The 22,661-nt window shown below is 57.3% G+C and carries 22 protein-coding genes; 20 read left to right on the top strand and 2 right to left on the bottom strand.

Annotated elements, in window-relative coordinates; genetic code table 11:
* Positions 1 to 49 precede the first annotated feature (49 nt).
* The 6 genes from DVA44_RS20770 (at position 50) to opgB (ending at position 5,632) form a co-directional block, all read left to right on the top strand.
* Entirely contained in the window at positions 50 to 691 is a 642-nt protein-coding gene (locus DVA44_RS20770; RefSeq protein ID WP_114388002.1) for a TetR family transcriptional regulator, read from the top strand.
* Positions 692 to 721: 30 nt separating this feature from the next.
* On the top strand, positions 722 to 1,150 hold the full coding sequence (locus DVA44_RS20775; RefSeq protein WP_103823162.1) for an organic hydroperoxide resistance protein: 429 nt from the start codon (positions 722 to 724) through the stop codon (positions 1,148 to 1,150).
* Between the two features lie 105 nt (positions 1,151 to 1,255).
* A complete protein-coding gene (dnaT, locus tag DVA44_RS20780; RefSeq protein ID WP_103823161.1) occupies positions 1,256 to 1,801 on the top strand; it encodes a primosomal protein DnaT in 546 nt (181 codons plus the stop codon).
* Complete coding sequence (gene dnaC, locus DVA44_RS20785) at positions 1,798 to 2,535, top strand: DNA replication protein DnaC (RefSeq protein ID WP_103823160.1); 738 nt, start codon at positions 1,798 to 1,800, stop codon at positions 2,533 to 2,535. Before dnaT ends, dnaC begins: the two co-directional genes overlap by 4 nt.
* Before the next feature lie 83 nt (positions 2,536 to 2,618).
* On the top strand, positions 2,619 to 3,125 hold the full coding sequence (locus DVA44_RS20790; protein ID WP_114388003.1) for a DUF2501 domain-containing protein: 507 nt from the start codon (positions 2,619 to 2,621) through the stop codon (positions 3,123 to 3,125).
* A gap of 215 nt (positions 3,126 to 3,340) precedes the next feature.
* Entirely contained in the window at positions 3,341 to 5,632 is a 2,292-nt protein-coding gene (opgB, locus tag DVA44_RS20795) for a phosphatidylglycerol--membrane-oligosaccharide glycerophosphotransferase (protein ID WP_114388461.1), read from the top strand.
* 117 nt (positions 5,633 to 5,749) lie between these two features.
* Here opgB and tsr read toward each other — a convergent pair whose 3' ends face one another.
* On the bottom strand, positions 5,750 to 7,414 hold the full coding sequence (gene tsr / locus DVA44_RS20800) for a methyl-accepting chemotaxis protein (RefSeq protein ID WP_114388004.1): 1,665 nt from the start codon (positions 7,412 to 7,414) through the stop codon (positions 5,750 to 5,752).
* Between the two features lie 85 nt (positions 7,415 to 7,499).
* Positions 7,500 to 7,940, bottom strand: coding sequence for a homoprotocatechuate degradation operon regulator HpaR (gene hpaR, locus DVA44_RS20805; RefSeq protein ID WP_103178148.1), 441 nt, complete (start codon positions 7,938 to 7,940; stop codon positions 7,500 to 7,502).
* A gap of 272 nt (positions 7,941 to 8,212) precedes the next feature.
* Between hpaR and hpaG the strand changes: the two genes are divergently transcribed.
* The 14 genes from hpaG to DVA44_RS20875 all read left to right on the top strand — a co-directional run bounded on the left by hpaG (position 8,213) and on the right by DVA44_RS20875 (position 22,650).
* The gene (hpaG, locus tag DVA44_RS20810) at positions 8,213 to 9,487 is read left to right on the top strand and encodes a 4-hydroxyphenylacetate degradation bifunctional isomerase/decarboxylase (RefSeq protein WP_114388005.1); all 1,275 of its coding nucleotides are present in this window, start codon (positions 8,213 to 8,215) and stop codon (positions 9,485 to 9,487) included.
* Positions 9,487 to 10,953: a 5-carboxymethyl-2-hydroxymuconate semialdehyde dehydrogenase gene (hpaE, locus tag DVA44_RS20815; RefSeq protein WP_114388006.1), complete on the top strand. Its 1,467-nt coding sequence runs from the start codon at positions 9,487 to 9,489 to the stop codon at positions 10,951 to 10,953. Before hpaG ends, hpaE begins: the two co-directional genes overlap by 1 nt.
* Position 10,954: 1 nt before the next feature.
* Positions 10,955 to 11,806 carry a 3,4-dihydroxyphenylacetate 2,3-dioxygenase gene (hpaD, locus tag DVA44_RS20820; RefSeq protein ID WP_114388007.1) on the top strand — a complete coding sequence of 284 codons (852 nt, stop codon included), beginning with the start codon at positions 10,955 to 10,957 and terminating at the stop codon, positions 11,804 to 11,806.
* Between the two features lie 9 nt (positions 11,807 to 11,815).
* The gene (locus tag DVA44_RS20825) at positions 11,816 to 12,196 is read left to right on the top strand and encodes a 5-carboxymethyl-2-hydroxymuconate Delta-isomerase (RefSeq protein ID WP_114388008.1); all 381 of its coding nucleotides are present in this window, start codon (positions 11,816 to 11,818) and stop codon (positions 12,194 to 12,196) included.
* Positions 12,197 to 12,295: 99 nt separating this feature from the next.
* Positions 12,296 to 13,099: a 2-oxo-hept-4-ene-1,7-dioate hydratase gene (gene hpaH, locus DVA44_RS20830; protein WP_103823153.1), complete on the top strand. Its 804-nt coding sequence runs from the start codon at positions 12,296 to 12,298 to the stop codon at positions 13,097 to 13,099.
* Between the two features lie 10 nt (positions 13,100 to 13,109).
* Complete coding sequence (gene hpaI, locus DVA44_RS20835; RefSeq protein WP_114388009.1) at positions 13,110 to 13,907, top strand: 4-hydroxy-2-oxoheptanedioate aldolase; 798 nt, start codon at positions 13,110 to 13,112, stop codon at positions 13,905 to 13,907.
* A gap of 21 nt (positions 13,908 to 13,928) precedes the next feature.
* Positions 13,929 to 15,281, top strand: a complete 1,353-nt coding sequence (gene hpaX, locus DVA44_RS20840) for a 4-hydroxyphenylacetate permease (RefSeq protein ID WP_114388010.1) — start codon at positions 13,929 to 13,931, stop codon at positions 15,279 to 15,281.
* Positions 15,282 to 15,290: 9 nt separating this feature from the next.
* Entirely contained in the window at positions 15,291 to 16,181 is an 891-nt protein-coding gene (hpaA, locus tag DVA44_RS20845; RefSeq protein ID WP_114388011.1) for a 4-hydroxyphenylacetate catabolism regulatory protein HpaA, read from the top strand.
* Between the two features lie 219 nt (positions 16,182 to 16,400).
* Positions 16,401 to 17,963: a 4-hydroxyphenylacetate 3-monooxygenase, oxygenase component gene (gene hpaB / locus DVA44_RS20850; protein ID WP_114388012.1), complete on the top strand. Its 1,563-nt coding sequence runs from the start codon at positions 16,401 to 16,403 to the stop codon at positions 17,961 to 17,963.
* A 17-nt stretch (positions 17,964 to 17,980) separates the two neighbouring features.
* Complete coding sequence (locus tag DVA44_RS20855; RefSeq protein ID WP_114388013.1) at positions 17,981 to 18,493, top strand: 4-hydroxyphenylacetate 3-monooxygenase reductase subunit; 513 nt, start codon at positions 17,981 to 17,983, stop codon at positions 18,491 to 18,493.
* A 486-nt stretch (positions 18,494 to 18,979) separates the two neighbouring features.
* Positions 18,980 to 19,354: a hypothetical protein gene (locus tag DVA44_RS20860; protein WP_114388014.1), complete on the top strand. Its 375-nt coding sequence runs from the start codon at positions 18,980 to 18,982 to the stop codon at positions 19,352 to 19,354.
* Positions 19,355 to 19,371: 17 nt separating this feature from the next.
* Entirely contained in the window at positions 19,372 to 21,135 is a 1,764-nt protein-coding gene (locus DVA44_RS20865; RefSeq protein WP_114388015.1) for a polysaccharide biosynthesis/export family protein, read from the top strand.
* A gap of 111 nt (positions 21,136 to 21,246) precedes the next feature.
* Positions 21,247 to 21,990 carry an ABC transporter permease gene (locus DVA44_RS20870; RefSeq protein ID WP_246843585.1) on the top strand — a complete coding sequence of 248 codons (744 nt, stop codon included), beginning with the start codon at positions 21,247 to 21,249 and terminating at the stop codon, positions 21,988 to 21,990.
* A 9-nt stretch (positions 21,991 to 21,999) separates the two neighbouring features.
* Positions 22,000 to 22,650 carry an ABC transporter ATP-binding protein gene (locus DVA44_RS20875; RefSeq protein ID WP_114388016.1) on the top strand — a complete coding sequence of 217 codons (651 nt, stop codon included), beginning with the start codon at positions 22,000 to 22,002 and terminating at the stop codon, positions 22,648 to 22,650.
* Positions 22,651 to 22,661 lie beyond the last annotated feature (11 nt).

Here is a 22,661-nt window from a genome sequence, read left to right on the forward strand (position 1 = left end):
TGCCGTGGTGATAATCCTCTGCTCTCATGTGGCTAAGTAAGGAGCAGATGTGTCTAACCCCGGCAGCGAAAACGCGGAAAACGGCGACGGCTCCCGCCTGAAAGATAAAATCTTCCTCAGCGCCCTCTCGCTGTTTGCCGAGTACGGGCTTAACGGCGCACGCATGGAGCAGATCGCCGAGAAAGCGGACACCACCAAACGGATGGTGGTGTATCACTTTAAGACCAAAGAGAACCTCTATCTGCTGGTGCTGGAATATGTCTACACCCAGATCCGCGCCAGTGAAAAGCAGCTCAGTCTGGATGCGATGCCGCCGGTAGAAGCGCTGGTGCAGCTGGTGGAAACCACCTTTGACTATCACGCCGACCATCCGGACTACATTCGCATTATCTGCATGGAGAATATGCAGCGGGGCCGGTTTATGCAGCAGTCGGCCTTGCTGCGCCAGGTGAACCGCAGCGCGCTGGATCTGCTGGAAACCATCCTCAAACGCGGCAAAGAGAAGCAACTCTTTAACCAGACGGTGAACGCCCGGGATCTGCACCGCCTCATCAGCAGTTTCAGCTTTCACTATGTGGCTAACAGCTACACCTTCACCCTGCTGTTTGAGGATGGCGCCGATGAACAGGCCCAGCGGCAACACTATCGAAAAATGGCGGTTCAGGTTGCCTTGCGTTATACCTGTCCTTAGCGCAAACAACCCTGAGATAAGGAACCCACCATGTCTTTAGAAAAAGTTGTCTATACCGCCAAAGCCAAAGCCACCGGAGGCCGTGATGGCCGCGCCACTTCGTCCGACGGCGTGCTGGATGTCAAACTGGGCGTCCCCAAAGAGATGGGCGGCGCGGGCGGTGAAGTCACCAACCCGGAACAACTGTTCGCGGCGGGCTACTCAGCCTGTTTTCTCGGCGCCATGAAATTTGTGGCTAACCGCGACAAAATCACTATGCCGCAGGACGCCTTTATTGAGGGCGAAGTGGGGATCGGGCCGCTACCAACCGGGTTTGGCATTGAAGCGAAACTGAATATTCACCTGCCAGGAATGGACGCCGATGAGGCGAAAAAGCTGGTGGATGCGGCGCACATTGTCTGCCCGTACTCTAACGCCACCCGCAACAATATCGATGTGACGCTGAATATTATCTCCTGATTTTTCAGGGGGTCAGGGAGCGGGTTTCAGACCCCTGCCTGCCCCCTCCTCTCTGTGCTACCATAAGCCCATATCTCGTCCGCAGTAACTCAGTAGAGAAGTATTATGTCCTCCAGAATCCTGACCACCAGCGTCACTGGCATTGATGCCTTTATGCACGATCCCCGCGGCGTGCTGTCCAGGGCGCAAGGCGGTACTGTCGCCGTTTTCGCCGACAATGCACCGGCTTTTTACGCCATCACGCCGCAGCGTCTGGCCGAGCTGCTGGAGCTGGAAGCGCGCCTGTCGCGCCCGGCCAGTGACGTCACTCTGGATACCCAATTCTTCGAGGAACCCACCAGCGCGCCGGTGGCGGTGCCGATGGGCAAATTCGCCATGTACAACGGCTGGCAGCCGGATCCCGACTTCCAGCGTCAGGCGGCGCTGTGGGGCATTGCCCTCACCCAGCCCGTCGCCCCGGAAGAGCTGGCCGCCTTTACCGCGTACTGGCAGGCGGAAGGGAAAGTCTTTCACCATATTCAGTGGCAGCAGAAGCTGGCGCGCAGCGTACAGATCAACCGGGCCAGCAGCGGCAACCAGGCCAGACGCGATGTGAATACCTTTTCAGAACCGGATAAACAGATCCCCCACGGATTCCGAGGTGCCAAATGAAAGAGTTCGGCGAACTGATGAAACGTCTGCAGAAGATCATGCCCGCTAACGTCAAACCGGCCTTTACCACCGGTGAAGAGTTGCTGGCGTGGCAAAAAGAGCAGGGTAAGATCCGCGCGGCGGCGCTGGCACGGGAGAACCGCGCCATGAAGATGCAGCGCACCTTTAACCGCTCCGGCATTCGTCCTCTGCATCAGAACTGCTCCTTCGACAACTACAACGTCGAGACCCAGGGACAGCTCCAGGCCCTGCAACAGGCGCGCCAGTACGTAGAAGAGTTCGACGGCAACATCGCCAGCTTTATCTTCAGCGGCAAACCGGGCACCGGCAAAAACCATCTCGCGGCGGCCATCTGCAACGAGCTGCTGCTGCGCGGTAAATCGGTGCTGATCATCACCGTGGCTGACATCATGTCCGCCATGAAAGATACCTTCAGCAACCGGGAGACCAGCGAAGAACAGCTATTGAACGATCTGAGTAATGTCGATCTGCTGGTGATCGACGAAATCGGCGTGCAGACCGAATCACGCTATGAAAAGGTGATCATCAACCAGATTGTCGATCGTCGCTCCTCCTCCAAGCGCCCGACCGGTATGCTGACCAACCATAACGTTGAAGAGATGACCCGTCTGCTGGGCGAGCGGGTGATGGATCGCATGAAACTCGGTAACAGCCTGTATGTGATTTTTGACTGGGAAAGCTATCGCAGCCGCGTTACCGGTAAAGAGTATTAGGATATTTACCCAAGTTCTGCGCTGTCGCGAGGTTTATACTGGCTGCCACTCCGCCCCGGCGGGCAATCGACAGAGTAGGTCTTATGAAAACACATTTTCTTCTTAGCGCCGCAGTCAGCGCCCTCCTGATGACGGGTGCAGCCCAGGCGGCCTCCTCCTGGCAGGATACGCTCAACAGCGCCGCCAGCCAGCTCAGCGCGGGCAGTAGCAACAGCACCACCACAACGCCCCAGAACGGTGGCCTCTCCCTCTCCTCGCTCACCGGTCTGCTTAACAATGGCGGCCAGTCGCTCTCTGCCAGCAACATGAATAACGCAGCCGGGATCCTCGAGTACTGCGCGAAAGAGAAACTGGCCTCGATGACCGACGCGACCAACATTAAAAATCAGGTGCTGGGTAAGCTGGGTCTCGACACCCAGGAAGAGCAGCAGCAGGACACCAACTATCTGGAAGGGATCCAGGGTCTGCTGAATGCCAATAACGGCGAACAGCTGAATCTGGAAACCATCGGCAACTCGCCGCTGGCGAAGAAGGTCAAAGCCCAGGCCTGTGATTTTGTCCTGAAACAGGGCATGAGCTTTATCTCTTAATCCCCGATACGCCGCGACGACTGCCGCGGCGTTTCTCCCCTTCCCCACAGAAAGCGACGCCCGTCAAACATTCGATTTTCTAAACCAAATCCTAACAACAGCACAATTGCGTGACACTACAATTGCAGCTTGATGGCATCGCCATTACATTGGATCACCCAAAAATTAAACAGTTAATCCGCCAATCGGCGGATGCCTTTGTTGAGGATAAGCTGTTGTCAGAGTTCATTTCTATTGCCCTGTTTATCGCCTCGGTTGTTATCTATTCCCGCAAAGCGGGTCGTAACCCCTGGTGGTTTGCCGTCACCCTTCTGGTGCTGGGGCTTTTTGTCGTACTGAACATTACTCTCTACGCCAGTGACTACTTTACCGGCGATGGCATTAACGATGCCGTCCTCTATACCCTGACCAACAGTCTGACCGGCGCCGGGGTTAGTAAGTACATACTTCCTGGTATTGGCGTGGTGGTTGCGCTGGTGGCGGTATTTGGCCTGCTGGGCTGGATCCTGCGCCGCCGCCGTCATCATCCGCATCACCTCGGTTATAGCCTGCTGGCGCTGGTGTTGGCCCTCGCCTCGGTGGATGCCAGCCCGGCGTTTCACCAGATCACCGAACTGGTGAAATCGCAGTCGCGCGATGGCGATCCCGACTTTGCGGCGTATTACAAAGAGCCGGGTAAAACCATTCCGAACCCGAAACTCAACCTGGTCTATATCTATGGCGAAAGCCTGGAGCGCACCTACTTTGATAATGACGCCTTCCCGGATCTCGCGCCGGAGCTGGGTGCTATCAAAAATGAGGGGATCGATTTTAGCCACACCGCGCAGCTGCCGGGCACCGATTACACCATCGCTGGCATGGTCGCCTCCCAGTGTGGCATCCCGCTGTTCGCCCCGTTTGAAGGCAACGCCTCCGCGTCAGTGTCGAGCTTCTTCCCGCAGAATATCTGTCTCGGCGATATCCTGAAAAACTCCGGGTACGAGAACTATTTCATGCAGGGTGCCAACCTGCGTTTTGCCGGGAAAGATGTGTTCCTGAAGTCCCACGGTTTTGACCATCTGTACGGTGCAGAAGAGTTAAAAACCACCGTCGCGGATCCGACCTACCGTAACGACTGGGGCTTCTATGACGATACGGTGCTGGATGAAACCTGGAAAAAATTCGAGGCGCTGTCACAGTCCGGCAAACGCTTCTCGCTGTTTGCCCTGACGGTGGATACGCACCACCCGGATGGCTTTATCTCCCGTACCTGCCAGCGCAAGAACTATGCCCTTGAGGGCAAACCTAATCAGTCCTTCAGCGCGGTGGGCTGTAGCCAGGAGCACATTGCGGCGCTGATCGAAAAAATCAAAGCCTCGCCGTACTTCAAAAACACGGTGATCGTGGTCTCTTCCGACCATCTGGCGATGAAAAACACCGCCTGGGATGCGCTTAACAAGCACGACCGCAGCAACCTGTTCTTTATCCTGCGTGGCGATAAGCCGCAGCAGGAGGTGATGGCCGTGAAGCGCAACACCATGGATAACGGCGCGACGGTGCTGGATATTCTCGGCGGGGATAACTTTATCGGCCTGGGCCGCAGCAGCCTCTCCGGGCAGTCGCTGTCTGAGGTGTTCCTCAACATGAAGGAAAAAGTGCTGGCGTGGAAACCGGACGTCATTCGCCTGTGGAACTTCCCGAAAGAGCTGAAAGAGTTCACCATCGACAGCCAGAAAAACATGATGGCCTTCTCCGGCAGCCACTTCCGCCTGCCGCTGCTGCTGCGCGTTTCCGATAAGCGGGTCGAACCGTTGCCGGAAAGCGAATACTCGGCTCCGCTGCGCTACCAGCTGGCGGACTTTGCCCCACGGGATAACTTCGTCTGGGTTGACCGCTGCTACAAGATGGGTCAGCTCTGGTCGCAGCCGCTGGCGCTCTCTACCGACTGGTGTGTTTCTCAGGGCCAGTTAGGCGGCGAGCAGACCGTGCAGCATGTCGATAAAGCGCAGTGGAAGGGCAAAACGGCCTTTAAAGATACGGTGATCAGTACCGATCGCTACCAGCGCAACGTCGATATGCTCAAGGTGTCCGACAACGACATTCGCTACAAGGCTGACAGCTTTGTCTTTAACGTGGCCGGTGCGCCCGAAGAGGTGAAGAAGTTCAGTGGCATTTCGCGCCCGGAATCCTGGGGACGCTGGTCCAACGCCCAACTGGGTGATGAAGTGAAGATCGAATATAACCAGCCGCTGCCGGCGAAATTCGACCTGGTGATCACGGCCAAAGCCTGGGGGCCGAACGCTAACAAACCGATTCCGGTACGCATTGGCGATAAAGAGCAGACCCTGACGCTGGGGAATGAGGTTACTACCACGACGCTGCATTTCGACAACCCGTCGCACAGCAGCACGCTGGTGATTGTTCCGCCTGCACCGGAGTCCACTAACGAGGGGAATATTCTCGGCCACTCTCCGCGCCAGCTGGGGATCGGTATGGTGGAGATCAAAGTGGTTAACGCGGAAGGGTAATCGAAGGAGAGTGCCGGGTAGCGCTGCGCTTACCCGGCATGGGAAACCGTAGGCCCGCGCAAGCCAGGCGCCGCCGGGCATAAAAAGCGCCCTGCCTGAACAGGGCGCTTTTTTACATCAGAAGGTTTCCCAGTTATCACCGCTGTCGGTAACGGCCGCTTTGCGCGTCGTCACCGGCGACATCACGGTTTTCACCGCCGCGTGTGAATGGGCTTTCTGCTGCTCCTGCTGAATGCGGAACACCGCCACCGCCTGAGTCAGACGGCTCGCCTGCTCTTCCAGTGCCGCTGCCGCAGCCGCAGATTCCTGCACCAGGGAGGCGTTCTGCTGGGTGACGCGATCCATCTCTGCCACTGCCAGACCCACCTGGTCGATCCCGCGGCTCTGCTCATCAGAGGCAGAGGCGATCTCACCCATGATGTCGGTCACGCGGGTCACCGCGCTGACGATTTCACCCATGGTCTCACCGGCGCTTTCCACCAGCGTGGAACCCACTTCGACGCGACCCACGGAGTCCTCAATCAGGCTTTTGATCTCGCGTGCGGCCTGGGCGCTGCGCTGGGCCAGGTTACGGACTTCACCCGCTACCACCGCAAAGCCACGCCCCTGCTCACCGGCACGTGCCGCTTCTACCGCCGCGTTCAGCGCCAGGATGTTGGTCTGGAAGGCAATACCGTCGATGACGCTGATGATATCAGCGATCTTCTGGGAACTGCCGGCGATGTCACGCATGGTTTGCACCACGTTATCCACCACTTTGCCGCCTTTCTGCGCGGTTTCGGATGCGCTCAGCGCCAGATGGCTCGCCTGACGGGCGTTCTCGGCGTTCTGCTTCACGGTGGCGGTCAGCTCTTCCATGCTGGCTGCGGTCTCTTCCAGCGAGGCCGCCTGCTGCTCGGTACGGGAGGAGAGATCGTTGTTGCCCATGGAGATTTCGCTCGCGCCGCTGTAGATGGCATTAGCGCCATTACGTACGTCGCCGACGGTACGCATCAGTTCAGCCTGCATGTGACGCAGCGTATCGGCCAGCTGGCCCATCTCGTTAGAACCTTCCACTTCGATGCGTTTCACCAGATCGCCGCTGGCGATATGACGAATGCTGTCAGTCAGACGGTTCAGCGGAGAGATCAGGGCGTGACGGATACCCAGCCACACGCCGACAATCACCACCAGCACCAGGATCAGCACGCTAAGCAGGATCCAGAGGGCCTGGCTGTAAGAGCTGTTGCTGTCGTCCACGGCGGTCTGATACAGATGATCGTTCTGCTGCAGATAGTTAACGTACTGCTTCTCAAAGCCATCCTGGTAGCTCTGGGTCGGCTGATCGAAGAACTCATTGATCTTGCCTGCGCCCAGCAGCTGGATCAGTTCGGCCAGCGCACCATGATAAATATCGTAGTTACGTTTGATTTCCAGCGCGGCGCCTTCACTCTGACGCGGGTCACGCGGCAGGGCTTCGTACTCCGCCCAGCTTTTTTCCGCCTGCTTCAGTGAAGCAGCAGCAATCTGCATCAGATCGTTCACGGTGGCACCGCTACCGATGTTGTTCTGATCCATCATGTAGCGGATGCCCGCGCGGTTCAGGGTGTTACGGGTTTGCAGCAACGCTACCCAGCTGCTGTTAAGCGTGGACTGTTGCTGACGAATGGTTTGCAGGACGGTGAAATTTTCTTTGTCATGCTTCAGGGCATTAAAGAAAAGGCCACCGGATGTGAGCTGTAATAAGCCAAAAATAACTAATACCAGCAATAAGCTAGTAACAATCTTGATACGATTTAACATGATTTCTCATTCCACCAGACAGGTACAGAATTTTCGGCCTGGAATGGGAAAACTTTACGGAAATTGTGTTGATGACCGCAGCGATCTACTCCTCTTCCTGGCTGTTAACCTGCCCATCGCCCAGCGCAATAAACTCCTGTAGCAGGGCCGTCAGCTGCTGCATTTTCTCCGGCGTGTACCGCGCCTCAATCTGCTGATAGGCCTCTTCCACCTGCGCCTGGGCGCGTTCATACAGGGCGTTCCCCTCTTTGGTGAGGGAGACATAGAGCTTGCGCTGGTCGTTGAGCGGCTTTAAGCGCAGCACCAGCCCGTCACGCTCCATACGCGTCAGGATCCCGGTCAGGCTCGGGCGCAGAATACAGGTGCGGAAGGCCAGATCATGAAAATCCATCGACGGATGTTCCGCCAGCACGCGCACGATCCGCCACTGCTGCTCCGTCAGATTCTGCTGCTTGATAATCGGGCGAAAAAAGGTCATCGCGGTTTCCCGCGCCTGGAGTAGTGCGATAGTTAACGAATCGTGCATGGCGCTCCCACCTCAACATCATTAATAACGAAACAATCAATGCATAACGCTCTCTCTGCGCGCCAGCGGCGCGACTGAAAAGTCTAACAGATATCACATTAAAATATTAACTCACTGATATATATGATTAATATATCGTAAATGTAAATTTATTGTTATCACTATCACAAAATATTCACTTCTGTTTGCCAAACACCCAGTGAGGGGCTAAAACCTAATCATTAACATATTAATGAACTCAAAACCCGCGACCCGGGCCAGAGGAGAAAGGAATGAAAGGTACTGTTTTCGCGGTGGCACTCAATCACCGCAGCCAGCTTGACGCCTGGCGTGACGCATTTAACCAGCCCCCATACAACACGCCACCGAAAACCGCCGTCTGGTTTATCAAACCGCGCAATACCCTGATCCGCGCCGGCGATGCCATCCCGCATCCTGAAGGGGAACAGGTACTGAGCGGTGCTACGGTGGCGCTGATTGTCGGCAAGACCGCGAGCAAAGTCAGCCCGGAAGAGGCCGCCGACTACATTGCCGGGTACGCGCTGGCAAACGAGGTAAGCCTGCCGGAAGAGAGCTTCTACCGCCCGGCGATCAAAGCCAAATGCCGGGACGGCTTTTGCCCGCTGGGTGAACTCGCCGCCGTCGACAACGTGGATAACCTGACCATCATCACCGAGATCAACGGCCGCGAAGCAGACCACTGGAACACCGCCGATTTGCAGCGTAACGCCGCTGAACTGCTGAGCGCCCTGAGTGAGTTTGCAACGCTCAACCCCGGCGACGCGATTCTGCTCGGCACTCCGCACTCGCGCGTGCCGCTCCAGCCAGGCGACCGCGTGCGCATTCTGGCAGAAGGCTTTCCGGCGCTGGAAAACCCGGTGGTCGATGAACGCGACGTCGCCATCGCTCAGGGGGCGCATCCGCACCCCACGCTGTTTGCCCTCGGCCTGAACTACGCCGATCACGCCAGCGAGCTGGACTTTAAGCCCCCCACCGAGCCACTGGTGTTTATCAAAGCGCCGAACACCTTTAACGGTGACAACCAGACTTCGGTGCGTCCGGACAACGTTGAGTACATGCACTACGAAGCGGAGCTGGTGGTGGTGATCGGCAAAACCGCGCGTAAGGTCAGCGAAGCCGAGGCGATGGATTATGTCGCGGGCTATACGGTCTGCAACGACTACGCCATCCGCGACTACCTGGAAAACTACTATCGCCCCAACCTGCGGGTCAAAAGCCGCGACGGGTTAACCCCCATCAGCCCCAACATCGTGCCAAAAGCGGCCATTCCTGACCCGCATAACTTAACCCTGCGCACCTTCGTCAATGGCGAGCTGCGCCAGCAAGGGACCACGGCCGATCTGATCTTCAGCATCCCGTTCCTGATTGCGTACTTAAGTGAGTTTATGACCCTGCAGCCGGGGGACATGATCGCCACCGGCACGCCAAAAGGGCTGGCCGACGTGCGCCCGGGGGATGAAGTGGTCGTGGAAGTGGAAGGCGTTGGCCGTCTGGTCAACCGGATTGTCAGCGAGGAGGCCAAATAATGAAAAAGATTAACCACTGGATCAACGGTAAAAACGTCGCGGGTAGCGACACCTTCCACACTACCAACCCGGCTACCGGCGAGGTGCTGGCGGAGGTGGCCTCCGGCGGTGCAGACGAGATCAATCAGGCGGTAGAAGCAGCCAAAGCGGCGTTCCCGAAATGGGCCAACCTGCCGATGAAAGAGCGCGCGCGCCTGATGCGCCGCCTGGGCGATCTGATCGACCAGAATGTGCCGGAGATCGCCGCGATGGAGACCGCCGACACCGGTCTGCCGATCCACCAGACTAAAAACGTGCTGATCCCGCGCGCCTCGCACAACTTCGAGTTCTTCGCCGAAGTGTGCCAGCAGATGAACGGCAAGACCTATCCGGTCGATGACAAGATGCTCAACTACACCCTGGTGCAGCCGGTGGGGGTTTGCGCCCTGGTCTCGCCGTGGAACGTACCCTTTATGACCGCCACCTGGAAGGTTGCGCCTTGCCTGGCCTTAGGCAATACCGCGGTACTGAAGATGTCTGAACTCTCCCCGCTGACCGCCGACCGTCTGGGCGAGCTGGCGCTGGAGGCGGGTATTCCGGCGGGGGTGCTAAACGTGGTGCAGGGCTACGGCGCCACGGCAGGCGATGCGCTGGTACGTCATCACGACGTGCGCGCGGTCTCCTTTACCGGCGGTACTGCCACCGGGCGCAACATCATGAAAAACGCCGGGCTGAAGAAATATTCCATGGAGCTGGGGGGTAAATCCCCGGTGCTGATTTTTGAAGATGCCGATATCGAACGCGCCCTGGATGCCGCCCTGTTCACCATCTTCTCCATCAACGGCGAGCGTTGCACCGCGGGCTCGCGCATCTTCATCCAGCAGAGCATCTACCCGGAATTCGTCAAACGCTTCGCCGAGCGCGCCAATCGCCTGCGGGTGGGCGACCCGACCGATCCGAATACCCAGATTGGGGCGCTCATCAGCCAGCAGCACTGGGAGAAAGTCTCCGGCTATATCCGCCTCGGCATTGAGGAGGGGGCGACCCTGCTGGCGGGCGGCCCGGACAAACCAACCGACCTGCCTGCCCACCTGAAAGGCGGCAACTTCCTGCGCCCGACCGTGCTGGCGGATGTCGACAACCGCATGCGCGTGGCGCAGGAGGAGATCTTCGGCCCGGTGGCCTGCCTGCTGCCGTTTAAGGACGAAGCGGAAGGGCTGCGCCTGGCGAACGACGTGGAGTACGGTCTCGCGTCCTACATCTGGACCCAGGATGTCAGCAAGGTGCTGCGTCTGGCGCGCAATATCGAAGCGGGCATGGTGTTTGTGAACACCCAGAACGTACGCGATCTGCGCCAGCCGTTTGGCGGCGTGAAGGCCTCCGGCACCGGACGCGAAGGGGGCGAGTACAGCTTTGAAGTCTTCGCCGAGATGAAGAACGTCTGCATCTCGATGGGCGACCATCCGATCCCGAAATGGGGGGTATGAAATGGGCAAGTTAGCGTTAGCAGCAAAAATCACCCACGTTCCGTCGATGTATCTCTCTGAGATCCCGGGTAAAAACTTTGGCTGCCGTCAGGGGGCCATCGACGGGCATAAAGAGATCGGCAGACGCTGCCGCGAGATGGGCGTCGATACCATTATCGTCTTCGACACCCACTGGCTGGTGAACAGCGCCTATCACATCAACTGTGCGGACCATTTTTCAGGCGTCTACACCAGCAACGAGCTGCCGCACTTTATCCGCGACATGACCTACGACTACACCGGCAACCCGGCGCTGGGCCAGCTGATTGCCGACGAAGCGGTGAAGCTCGGCGTACGCGCCAAAGCGCACAACATCCCGAGCCTGAAGCTGGAGTACGGCACCCTGGTGCCGATGCGCTACATGAACGCCGACAAGCACTTCAAGGTGGTCTCCATCTCGGCCTTCTGCACGGTGCATGATTTCGCCGACAGCCGCAGGCTGGGCGAGGCCATCCTGAGCGCCATCGAGAAATATGACGGCACCGTGGCGGTGCTCGCCAGCGGCTCGCTCTCACACCGCTTTATTGACGACCAGCGCGCCGAAGAGGGGATGAATAGCTACACCCGCGAGTTTGATCGCCAGATGGACGAGCGGGTGGTGAAGCTGTGGCGCGAAGGCCAGTTTAAAGAATTCTGCAGCATGCTGCCGGAGTACGCCGACTACTGCTACGGCGAGGGCAACATGCACGACACGGTGATGCTGCTGGGCATGCTCGGCTGGGACAAATACGACGGCAAGGTAGAGTTTCTCACCGAGCTGTTCCCCAGCTCCGGCACCGGCCAGGTTAACGCTGTTTTCCCTCTGCCCGTATAAGGATGTCCCATGCCGCACTTTATTGCTGAATGCACCGACAACATCCGCGACCAGGCCGACCTGCCGGGCCTGTTCGCCAAAGTCAACGAGGCGCTGGCCGCCACGGGGATCTTCCCCCTCGGCGGGATCCGCAGCCGCGCGCACTGGCTGGACACCTGGCAGATGGCAGACGGCAGGCACGACTACGCCTTTGTGCATATGACGCTGAAGATCGGCGCGGGCCGCAGCCTTGAGAGCCGTCAGCAGGTGGGGGAGATGCTGTTTACGTTGATTAAAGACCACTTCGCCGGGCTGATGGACGCCCGTTACCTGGCGCTCTCTTTTGAAATCGACGAGCTGCACCCGACGCTCAACTTCAAACAGAACAACGTGCACGCCTTGTTTAAGTAGCGCGCCCTCATGCTCGGTGGCGCTGCGCCACCCGGCAAACAGCAGCATCAACCGTAGGCCGGGTAAGCGTAGCGCCACCCGGCAAAACAGGATATCGCCATGCTCGACAAACAGACCCATACCCTGATTGCCCATCGCCTGCATCAGGCGGAACAGACCCGGGAGCAGATCCGTGCGATCTCGCTGGATTACCCGCAGATCACCATCGACGACGCCTACGCCGTCCAGCGCGAATGGGTGAGCCTGAAAATCGCCGAAGGCCGCACCCTGAAAGGCCACAAGATCGGCCTCACCTCGAAAGCGATGCAGGCCAGCTCGCAGATCAGCGAGCCGGACTACGGCGCCCTGCTGGATGACATGTTCTTCCACGACGGCAGCGATATCCCCACCGATCGCTTTATCGTCCCACGCATTGAGGTGGAGCTGGCCTTCGTGCTGGCGAAACCGCTGCGCGGCCCGAATTGCACGATGTTCGACGTCTACAACGCCACAGATTACGTCATCCCCGCGCTGGAGCTGATCGACGCCCGCTGCCACAACATCGATCCGGAAACCCAGCGCCCGCGCAAAGTGTTCGACACCATCTCCGATAACGCCGCCAACGCCGGGGTGATCCTCGGTGGCCGCCCGATCCGCCCGGACGAGCTGGATCTGCGCTGGATCTCAGCCCTGCTCTACCGCAACGGCGTGATCGAAGAGACCGGCGTTGCCGCTGGCGTGCTCAACCACCCGGCCAACGGCGTGGCGTGGCTGGCGAACAAGCTGGCGCCCTACGACGTGCAGCTGGAACCCGGCCAGATCATTCTCGGCGGCTCCTTTACCCGCCCGGTCGCGGCGAGCAAGGGCGATACCTTCCATGTGGACTACGGCAACATGGGCTCTATCAGTTGCCGCTTTGTGTAAGGAGACGACTATGGGAAATGCATTTAAAGCGGCACTGCAAGCAGGCAAACCCCAGATCGGTTTATGGCTGGGGCTGACCAGCAGCTACAGCGCCGAACTGCTGGCGGGCGCCGGCTTCGACTGGCTGCTGATCGACGGCGAGCACGCCCCTAACAGTGTGCAGACCGTCCTCACCCAGCTCCAGGCCATCGCCCCCTACCCCAGCCAGCCGGTGGTGCGCCCGTCGTGGAACGATCCGGTGCAGATCAAACAGCTGCTGGACGTAGGAGCGCAAACCCTGCTGGTGCCGATGGTGCAGAATGCCGACGAAGCGCGGCAGGCGGTGCGCGCAACCCGCTACCCGCCTGCGGGTATTCGCGGCGTCGGCAGCGCCCTGGCCCGCGCGTCACGCTGGAATCGCATTCCCGATTACCTGCATCAGGCCAACGACGCCATGTGCGTGCTGGTACAGATTGAAACCCGCGAGGCGCTGAAAAATTTGCCGCAGATCCTGGATGTGGAGGGCGTCGACGGGGTGTTTATCGGCCCGGCGGACCTCAGCGCCGATATGGGCTTTGCTGGTAATCCACAGCATCCGGAGGTGCAGGCCGCCATCGAACAGGCGATCGCGCAGATCCGTGCTGCGGGCAAAGCGCCCGGCATCCTGATGGCGAACGAGCAGCTGGCGAAACGCTATCTCGAACTCGGGGCGCTGTTTGTCGCCGTCGGCGTGGACACCACCCTGCTCGCCCGCGGCGCCGAAGCGCTGGCGGCACGCTTTATCGATAAACCGGTTACGTCAGTTAATAACAATAAATCCGTCTATTGAACGGACACTGTGGAGCGCAACATGACGACCTCTACCCTGCACCCTGATAATAAAAAAGCCGTTGAACATCGCGTCATCAATAAGCTGTTTCGTCGTTTGATCGTGTTTCTCTTTATTCTCTTTGTCTTCTCGTTCCTTGACCGCATCAATATCGGCTTTGCCGGGCTGACGATGGGCAAAGATCTGGGCCTCACCTCCACCATGTTTGGCCTGGCCGCAACGCTCTTTTACGTCACCTACGTGCTGTGCGGGATCCCCAGCAATATCATGCTGGCGAAGATTGGCGCGCGCCGCTGGATCGCCGGGATCATGGTGGTGTGGGGCATCGCCTCGACCTGCACCATGTTCGCCACCAGCCCCGAAACTCTCTATGTGCTGCGCATGCTGGTGGGCATTGCCGAAGCCGGTTTCCTGCCGGGCATTCTGGTCTATCTCACCTGGTGGTTCCCCGCCTATCACCGCGCCCGCGCCAACGCGCTCTTTATGATCGCCATGCCGGTGACCATGATGCTGGGCTCGATCCTCTCCGGCTACATTCTGGCGCTGGACGGGCTGTGGAACCTGAAGGGCTGGCAGTGGCTGTTCCTGCTGGAAGGTCTGCCGTCGGTGGTGCTTGGGGTGGTGACCTGGTTCTTCCTGAACGACACGCCGGATCAGGCCACCTGGCTGGACGACGAAGAGAAGCAGACCCTGAAAACGATGATCGCCCGCGAGCAGGAGAACGCCGTGGCACACGCCGCCACGCCGCGCTCAACGCTGCGTGAAGTGCTGACCCCGGCGGTACTGCTCTACACCCTGGCCTATTTCTGTCTGACCAACACGCTCAGCGCCATCAACATCTGGACGCCGCAGATCCTGCAAAGCTTCAACACCGGCAGCAGCAATATCGTGATCGGCCTGCTGGCGGCGATCCCGCAGTTTTGCACCATCCTCGGGATGATCTGGTGGAGCCGTCGCTCCGACAGGCTGAAAGAGCGAAAAAAGCACACCATCCTGCCGTACCTTTTTGCGGCGGCGGGATGGCTGCTGGCGTCGGCGACCGATCACAGCCTGATCCAGCTGCTTGGCATCATCATGGCCTCAACCGGATCGTTTACCGCCATGGCGATCTTCTGGACCACGCCAGATCAGGTTATTAGCCTGCACTCCCGGGCGGTGGCGCTGGCGGTGATCAACGCCATCGGCAACGCCGGATCTGCCGTCAGCCCGCTGCTGATTGGCATTCTGCGCGACGCCACCGGCAGCTTCAGCTCCGGGCTGTGGTTCGTGGCCGGGCTGCTGGTGGTGGGTGCGCTGGTGCTGACGCGTATTCCGATGACCCGGCAGGAGAGCCGTGCAAACGTGCCGGACATGGCGACGCAGAAGATCCATTGAGGAGCGGTTATGTGCCAGAGCCCGATTACCAATATCGACATCAGCAAAGAGTACGACGAGAGCCTGGGAACGGACGATGTGCATTACCAGTCCTTTGCGCGTATGGCGGCCTTTTTTGGCCGCGATATGCAGGCCCATCGCCATGACCGCTATTTTCAGATGCACTTTCTTGATACCGGGCAGATTGAGCTGCAGCTGGACGATCACCGCTACTCGGTGCAGGCCCCGCTGTTTGTCCTCACCCCGCCCTCGGTGCCGCACGCATTTTTCACTGAATCGGACAGCGACGGGCACGTGCTGACGGTGCATGAAGATCTGATCTGGCCGCTGCTGGAAGTGCTCTACCCCGGCACCCGGGAGACCTTCGGGCTGCCGGGCATCTGCTTATCGCTGGCCGATAAACCCGATGAGCTGGCGGCGCTTTCTCATTACTGGCGGCTGATTGAACGCGAATCCACCGCCCAGCTTCCCGGGCGGGAGCACACCCTGGCGCTGCTGGCGCAGGCGGTGTTCACCCTGCTGCTGCGCAACGCAAAGCTCGACGATCACGAGGCCTACGGCATGCGCGGTGAACTGAAACTGTTCCAGCACTTTACTCAGCTGGTTGACGCGCACTTCCACCAGCACTGGACGGTACCGGAATATGCCAGCGAACTGCACCTCACCGAATCGCGGCTGACCGACATCTGCCGCCGTTTCGCCAACCGGCCGCCGAAACGGCTCATCTTCGACCGCCAGTTGCGCGAAGCCAGGCGGCTGCTGGTCTTCTCCGACAGCGCCGTGAATGAGATTGCCTGGCAGCTGGGATTCAAAGACCCGGCCTATTTCGCGCGGTTTTTTAATCGCTTAGTGGGGTGTTCGCCAAGCAAGTATCGGGCACAGAAAGTGCCGGTGTCGTGAATTTCCCAAGTGGCGCCGCGCTTACCGGGGCTACGGATTGTAGGCCGGGTAAGCGCTGCACCACCCGGCAAAACCCACCCCGATCACAAATCTCATAACTCTCTGAAAAGTACCCGTCGTTGACCTATTCGTCCCTTCACGTCTAGCCGCTCTCACGCTTCAATTAAACAACAAAAAGAACACATAAATTTAACAAACCTATTCCGATACGAGGTCCCTATGAAACCTGAAGATTTCCGCGCGAGCACCCAACGCCCGTTAACCGGCGAAGAGTATCTGAAAAGCCTGCAGGATGGTCGTGAGATCTATATCTACGGCGAGCGCGTGAAAGATGTGACCACCCATCCGGCGTTTCGCAATGCGGCGGCCTCGGTCGCACAGCTGTACGATGCGCTGCACAAACCTGACATGCAGGACACGCTCTGCTGGAACACCGATACCGGCAGCGGCGGTTACACCCATAAGTTCTTCCGCGTGGCGAAAAGTGCCAACGATCTGCGTCAGCAGCGCGATGCCATCGCCGAGTGGTCACGCCTGAGCTACGGCTGGATGGGGCGCACCCCGGATTACAAAGCGGCCTTTGGCTGTGCGCTGGGGGCGAACCCGGCGTTTTATGGTCAGTTCGAGCAGAACGCCCGCAACTGGTACACCCGTATTCAGGAGAGCGGTCTCTACTTTAACCACGCCATCGTCAACCCGCCGATCGATCGCCATAAACCGGCTGACGAAGTGAAAGATGTCTACATCAAGCTGGAGAAAGAGACCGACGCCGGGATCATCGTCAGCGGCGCGAAGGTGGTTGCCACCAACTCGGCGCTGACCCACTACAACATGATCGGTTTTGGCTCGGCGCAGGTGATGGGGGATAACCCCGACTTCGCCCTGATGTTTGTCGCCCCGATGGATGCCGAAGGGGTGAAGCTGATCTCCCGCGCCTCCTACGAGCTGGTAGCAGGCGCGACCGGCTCCCCTTACGACTACCCGCTCACCAGCCGCTTCGACGAGAACGATGCCATTCTGGTGATGGATAATGTGCTGATCCCATGGGAGAACGTACTGATCTACCGCGACTTTGACCGCTGCCGTCGCTGGACCATGGAAGGCGGCTTCGCCCGCATGTATCCGCTGCAGGCGTGCGTACGTCTGGCAGTGAAACTCGACTTCATCACCGGGCTGCTGAAAAAGTCGCTTGAATGTACCGGCACCGCCGAGTTCCGCGGCGTGCAGGCCGACCTCGGCGAAGTAGTGGCCTGGCGCAACATGTTCTGGGCGCTCAGCGACTCCATGTGCTCAGAAGCCACACCGTGGGTGAACGGCGCCTACCTGCCGGACCACGCGGCGCTGCAAACCTACCGCGTGATGGCGCCGATGGCCTACGCGAAGATCAAAAACATCATCGAGCGTAACGTCACCAGCGGTCTGATCTACCTGCCGTCCAGCGCCCGCGATCTGAACAATCCGGAGATCGACAAATACCTGGCGAAATATGTGCGTGGCTCCAACGGCATGGACCACGTGGAGCGCATCAAGATTTTAAAACTGATGTGGGATGCCATCGGCAGCGAGTTTGGCGGTCGTCATGAGCTGTACGAGATCAACTACTCCGGTAGCCAGGATGAAATCCGCCTGCAGTGCCTGCGCCAGGCGCAGACCTCCGGCAACATGGACAAAATGATGGCGATGGTCGACCGCTGTTTGTCTGAATATGACCAGAACGGCTGGACGGTTCCGCACCTGCACAATAACACCGATATCAACCTGCTGGACAAGCTGCTGAAATAAGGCAGCGGGAGCTCAAGATGCAACATGATGAACAACGTCTGCGTTTTCGCGACGCGATGGCCAGCCTCTCTGCGGCGGTCAATGTGATTACCACCGATGGTGAAGCCGGACGCTGCGGCATCACCGCTACCGCCGTCTGCTCGGTAACGGATACGCCCCCCTCGGTGATGGTGTGCCTGAATACCAGCAGCGCCATGAACCCGGTTTTTCAGGGTAACGGCAAGCTCTGTATTAATGTGCTCAATCACGAGCAGGAGCTAATGGCGCGCCACTTTGCCGGAATGACCGGCATGGCCATGGAGGAGCGGTTCACCCTCTCCTGCTGGCAGAAAGGCGTGCTGGCCCAGCCGGTATTAAAGGGGGCGCTGGCAAGTCTGGAAGGTGAGATTAGCCAGGTGCAGACCATCGGAACCCATCTGGTCTACCTGGTGGAGATCAAAAACATCCACCTGAGCCAGGAGGGACACGGGCTGATTTACTTTAAGCGCAGATTTCATCCGGTCTTAATCGAACAAGAAATAACCGTTTAATATTCTCTCCACGCCAGTTGCGACCGCAATTGGCGTTTTTTTATACTATTTAATTTCACTTAGAAATATTTACGAAAGTTATATTTCATAATTCATCCTATTTTTCCCATCCCCCACCAAAGTTAATAGTTGTGTGCTTTCGGATAATGCTTAGTGACAAAAACGAATGAAATTCCAATGACAGAAACCCTCTAATTATGTAATCTTCTGCGTACAAACATTTTAGTGAATAATAAAATCCATATTAGTTGTTTACTGAATAGTCCCCTTGTGACACTACAGTAAAAACTGCGCACATTTTAACCGGAATCGTCCATTTCCGTGCGGTAGCCTACTCTTTTTTTGGCGTTCCTTGCCTTAATTCTGCGTTTTTTGCTTTTCCTGCGCCTGCATGACACCTCAACTGCGTAGCTATTAAGCGCGGTTGATTACCATCGACATTTTATTTCGCCTTCCAGTTACTGATTTGTTGGAAAATATTGATCTATGAAGAACGCAACTCGCCTTCTGGTGATTTCGCTCGCCCTCATGCTGAGTGGCTGCGCATATTCACCGAAGCAGGTTGAAGCATCCCGACCACTTGTCAATCAGACTGCTTCGACCAACCTCCAGGCTATGGCAGCCAATCTGCAACAACCTTTGAACACCCTGCCGCAAGGCGCCGCGCTCAGCGCGAATGGCAATACCTGGATTCTGGGTCAGCGTTATGTCTCCGCCCTGGGGCTGGAATGCATAGAACTGCTGCGTAATCGCAGCTACAACCAGTCGCAGCGCGGTGTGACCTGTAAAAACGGTGATACCTGGTATCTGGTACCGCAGCTGGAACAGGCTTCCGCCAGTAACCTGCTTGCCGTGCAATAATTTTGAAGAGAAATGTTGTGAAGATAACGAATTTACGGCAATTGAGTGCCGTCCTGTTGCTGGCCTGCGTCTCCTGCGCATCTTTAGCCGCCCCCACCCAGCAAGAAGCCCAGGCTTTTGGGATGAACGCCCCGGCAGATAACGGCGATGGCCGACTGCAGCTTGGCGGCGAGCAGGCGATGAGCGGCCAGGCCAATACCTCCTCCACTACCGGTACTTTCGCGCAGCAAAACCGCCAGGGCATGTTACTGCCGGGCGAGTCCGACGTGCGTAAATTACTGCCGCAGTCCGAGTCCGGCCTTCCCCCTCCGTACGGTGCCAACCTGTTTGCCGGTGGTTATGAAACCGAGCGCAGCGACGGCTTAAACGATAATTATCTGATCGCTCCCGGCGATAAGCTGAATATCTGGATCTGGGGCGCGGTTAATTTCTCCAACGTGGTCACCGTTGATAATCAGGGCAATATTTTCATTCCTGATGTCGGGCCAATAAATGTCAAAAATGTGGCAGCGAGTAAAGTCAATAACTTAGTCACCAGCCATATCAGCGAAGTATTCACCAATAACGTAAATGTTTACGTTAATTTACTTACCGCGACGCCGGTCAGCGTATATGTCACCGGGCCAGTAATCCGCCCTGGGCAATATGCCGGACAATCTTCCGACAGCGTTTTATATTTCCTGAAACGCGCTGGCGGCATCGACTCCGATCGCGGAAGCTATCGTCACATTAAGGTGTTACGTCAGAACCGTGTGATCCAGCAGATCGACCTGTATGAGTTTATGCAGCAGGGCAAAATGCCGAAGCTGTCCCTCAAAGATCAGGACGTGATCCTGGTGGAACCGCAGGGGCCGATGATCAACGTGGCCGGTAAAGTGCGTAACCCGTTCCGCTTTGAGCTGAAGAACAGCACTGCGCTCGGCTCGGAACTGATCGATTACGCCCTGCCCCTCGCCAAAGTGAGCCACGTGGGCGTGATTGGCGATCGCTCCAACGGCCCGTTCTCGGTCTATATGCCATATAAAGATTTCGACCGCGTTCAGCTGAGCGACGGCGACAAGGTGCTGTTCAACGACGACATGCATGCGCAGGTGTACGACGTGCAGGTGATGGGCAGCTATCGCGGGCCATCTTACTTCACCGTGCGTAAAGAGACCCGTCTGCACGATCTGCTGAACCATATCCCGATTGATCCGAACATGGCGGATTACGGCTCGATCTACATTATGCGTAAGAGCGTGGCCGCGCGGCAGAAAGAGATGCTGGAAGACTCCCTTAACCGTCTGGAGCGCAGCGTGTTTACCGCGCCAGCTAATTCTGACGGTGAAGCCTCCATCCGAACCAAAGAAGCCGAGCTGGTGATGCGCTTTGTGGAAAAAGCCCGCAAGGTTCAGCCGCTGGGTAAAGTGGTGGTGGCGGATAAGGGCGTGATCGCCAACATCCTGCTGGAACAGGGCGACCAGATTGTGATCCCGAACAAAACCGACCTGATTCAGGTGGGTGGCGAAGTGATGATGCCGCAGGCGGTGGTCTACAACAAAAGCGCCAGTCTGGAAGACTACGTGGCCTGGGCGGGCGGCTATACCGACCGTGCGAACGACAAGCGCATTGCCGTGGTGCATGCCAACGGGCTGATGGAGTTTAAAGACGGCGGTGATGTTATGCCAGGCGATCAGATTCTGGTCATGCCGAAAGTGGACAGCAAAATGATGCAGTCCATCAAGGACATCACCCAGGTCATCTATCAGGTTGCCGTGGCGGCCAACGTGGTCCTGAACTAAACCTCAATGCGGGCTCGCCCCCTCGCGGGCTCGTTCTGTGATATCGGCCTTCTTATGCTTAAACCTGTTCTCAACCAAACGCCCCGCAGCTCGTTACAGGTGCTGAGGGATGTGACGTTTGGCCTGCTTATCCGTGAACTGAAAACGAGATTTGGGAGCTACCGGCTGGGGTATGCCTGGGCGCTGTTGGATCCGCTGTTGATGATTGGTCTGTTTAGCGCAATTTTTGGGATGCGCGGGCACAGTGGGTTTGGTGGCGCACCTGCACCACTTTTTATCACCGCGGGTTATTTGCCGTTCATCTTTTTTAAAAATGTGGTGAGCAAACTCCAGTCAGCGGTCAATGCTAACAAAGGTTTGTTCTGCTACCGCCAGGTGACGCCGTTTTCCACTTTTATCGCCCGTTTTATCCTTGAGACTATTGTTGGGATGATGGTCGGGGGCATCCTGATACTGGGATTATTATGGTTTGGGTTTGATGCCGTACCTGCTGACCCGCTGCAAGTCATTCTTATCTATATGCTGTTGATGATTTTTTCCTTTTCATTGGGCATCGTCTTTTGCATTACGGGCAACCTAGTTAACGAGGCTGAAAAATTCCTCGGATTGATAATGATGCCGTTAATGTTTATCTCCTGCGTTATGTATCCCCTCGCAAGCATCCCGCCACAGTATCAACACTGGTTTTTATGGAACCCGCTGGTACACGCCCTTGAGTTAATACGCTCTGGCTGGATCGCTGGCTACGCTAGCCCGAATGCCAGTTGGACGTATCTGTTCGGGGTGACGCTGATACTGCTAACCTTTGCTATGAGCAGTTATCGCCTGAGCCATCGCCGCCTAATTGCCAGCTAAGGGGATAACATGATTGTTCTGGATAACGTTTCCAAGTATTACCCCACTAAGTTTGGCCGAAATTATGTTTTGCGTGACGTAAGTATTACGCTTCCACGCGATCGCAATATCGGTATTTTGGGCGTCAACGGCGCGGGTAAATCCACCCTCTTACGTCTGCTGGGCGGCATGGATATGCCTAATAAGGGCAAAGTGACCCGCCATTGTCGCGTCTCGTGGCCCCTTGCTCTGAACGGAGGCTTTCAGGGAAGTATGACCGGGCGGGAAAATACCCGCTTTGTTTGCCGTATTCATGGCGTACGTGACACTCAGGCTATCGAGGAGTGGGTAAAAGAGTTCTCTGAAATCGGTCAGCATTTTGAACTGCCGATTAAGGGCTACTCCAGCGGTATGAGATCAAAATTCTCTTTTGCCGTGAGCATGGCCTTTGATTTCGAAATCTACCTGACCGACGAAATTATGTCAGTGGGTGATGCCCGCTTTAAGCAGAAATGTATTGATGTATTTAACCAAAAACGCGAGACCGCCAGCTTAATCATGGTATCGCACGATATGAAAAATTTACGTCAACAATGCGATATGGGGATTTTGCTGCGCAACAGCGCTCTTGAGGTGTTTGATAATATTGACGACGCCATCCGCATTTATCAGAATTTGTAAACAACCGATAA

This window comes from Leclercia sp. W17, from assembly GCF_003336325.1.
Classification (GTDB): domain Bacteria; phylum Pseudomonadota; class Gammaproteobacteria; order Enterobacterales; family Enterobacteriaceae; genus Enterobacter.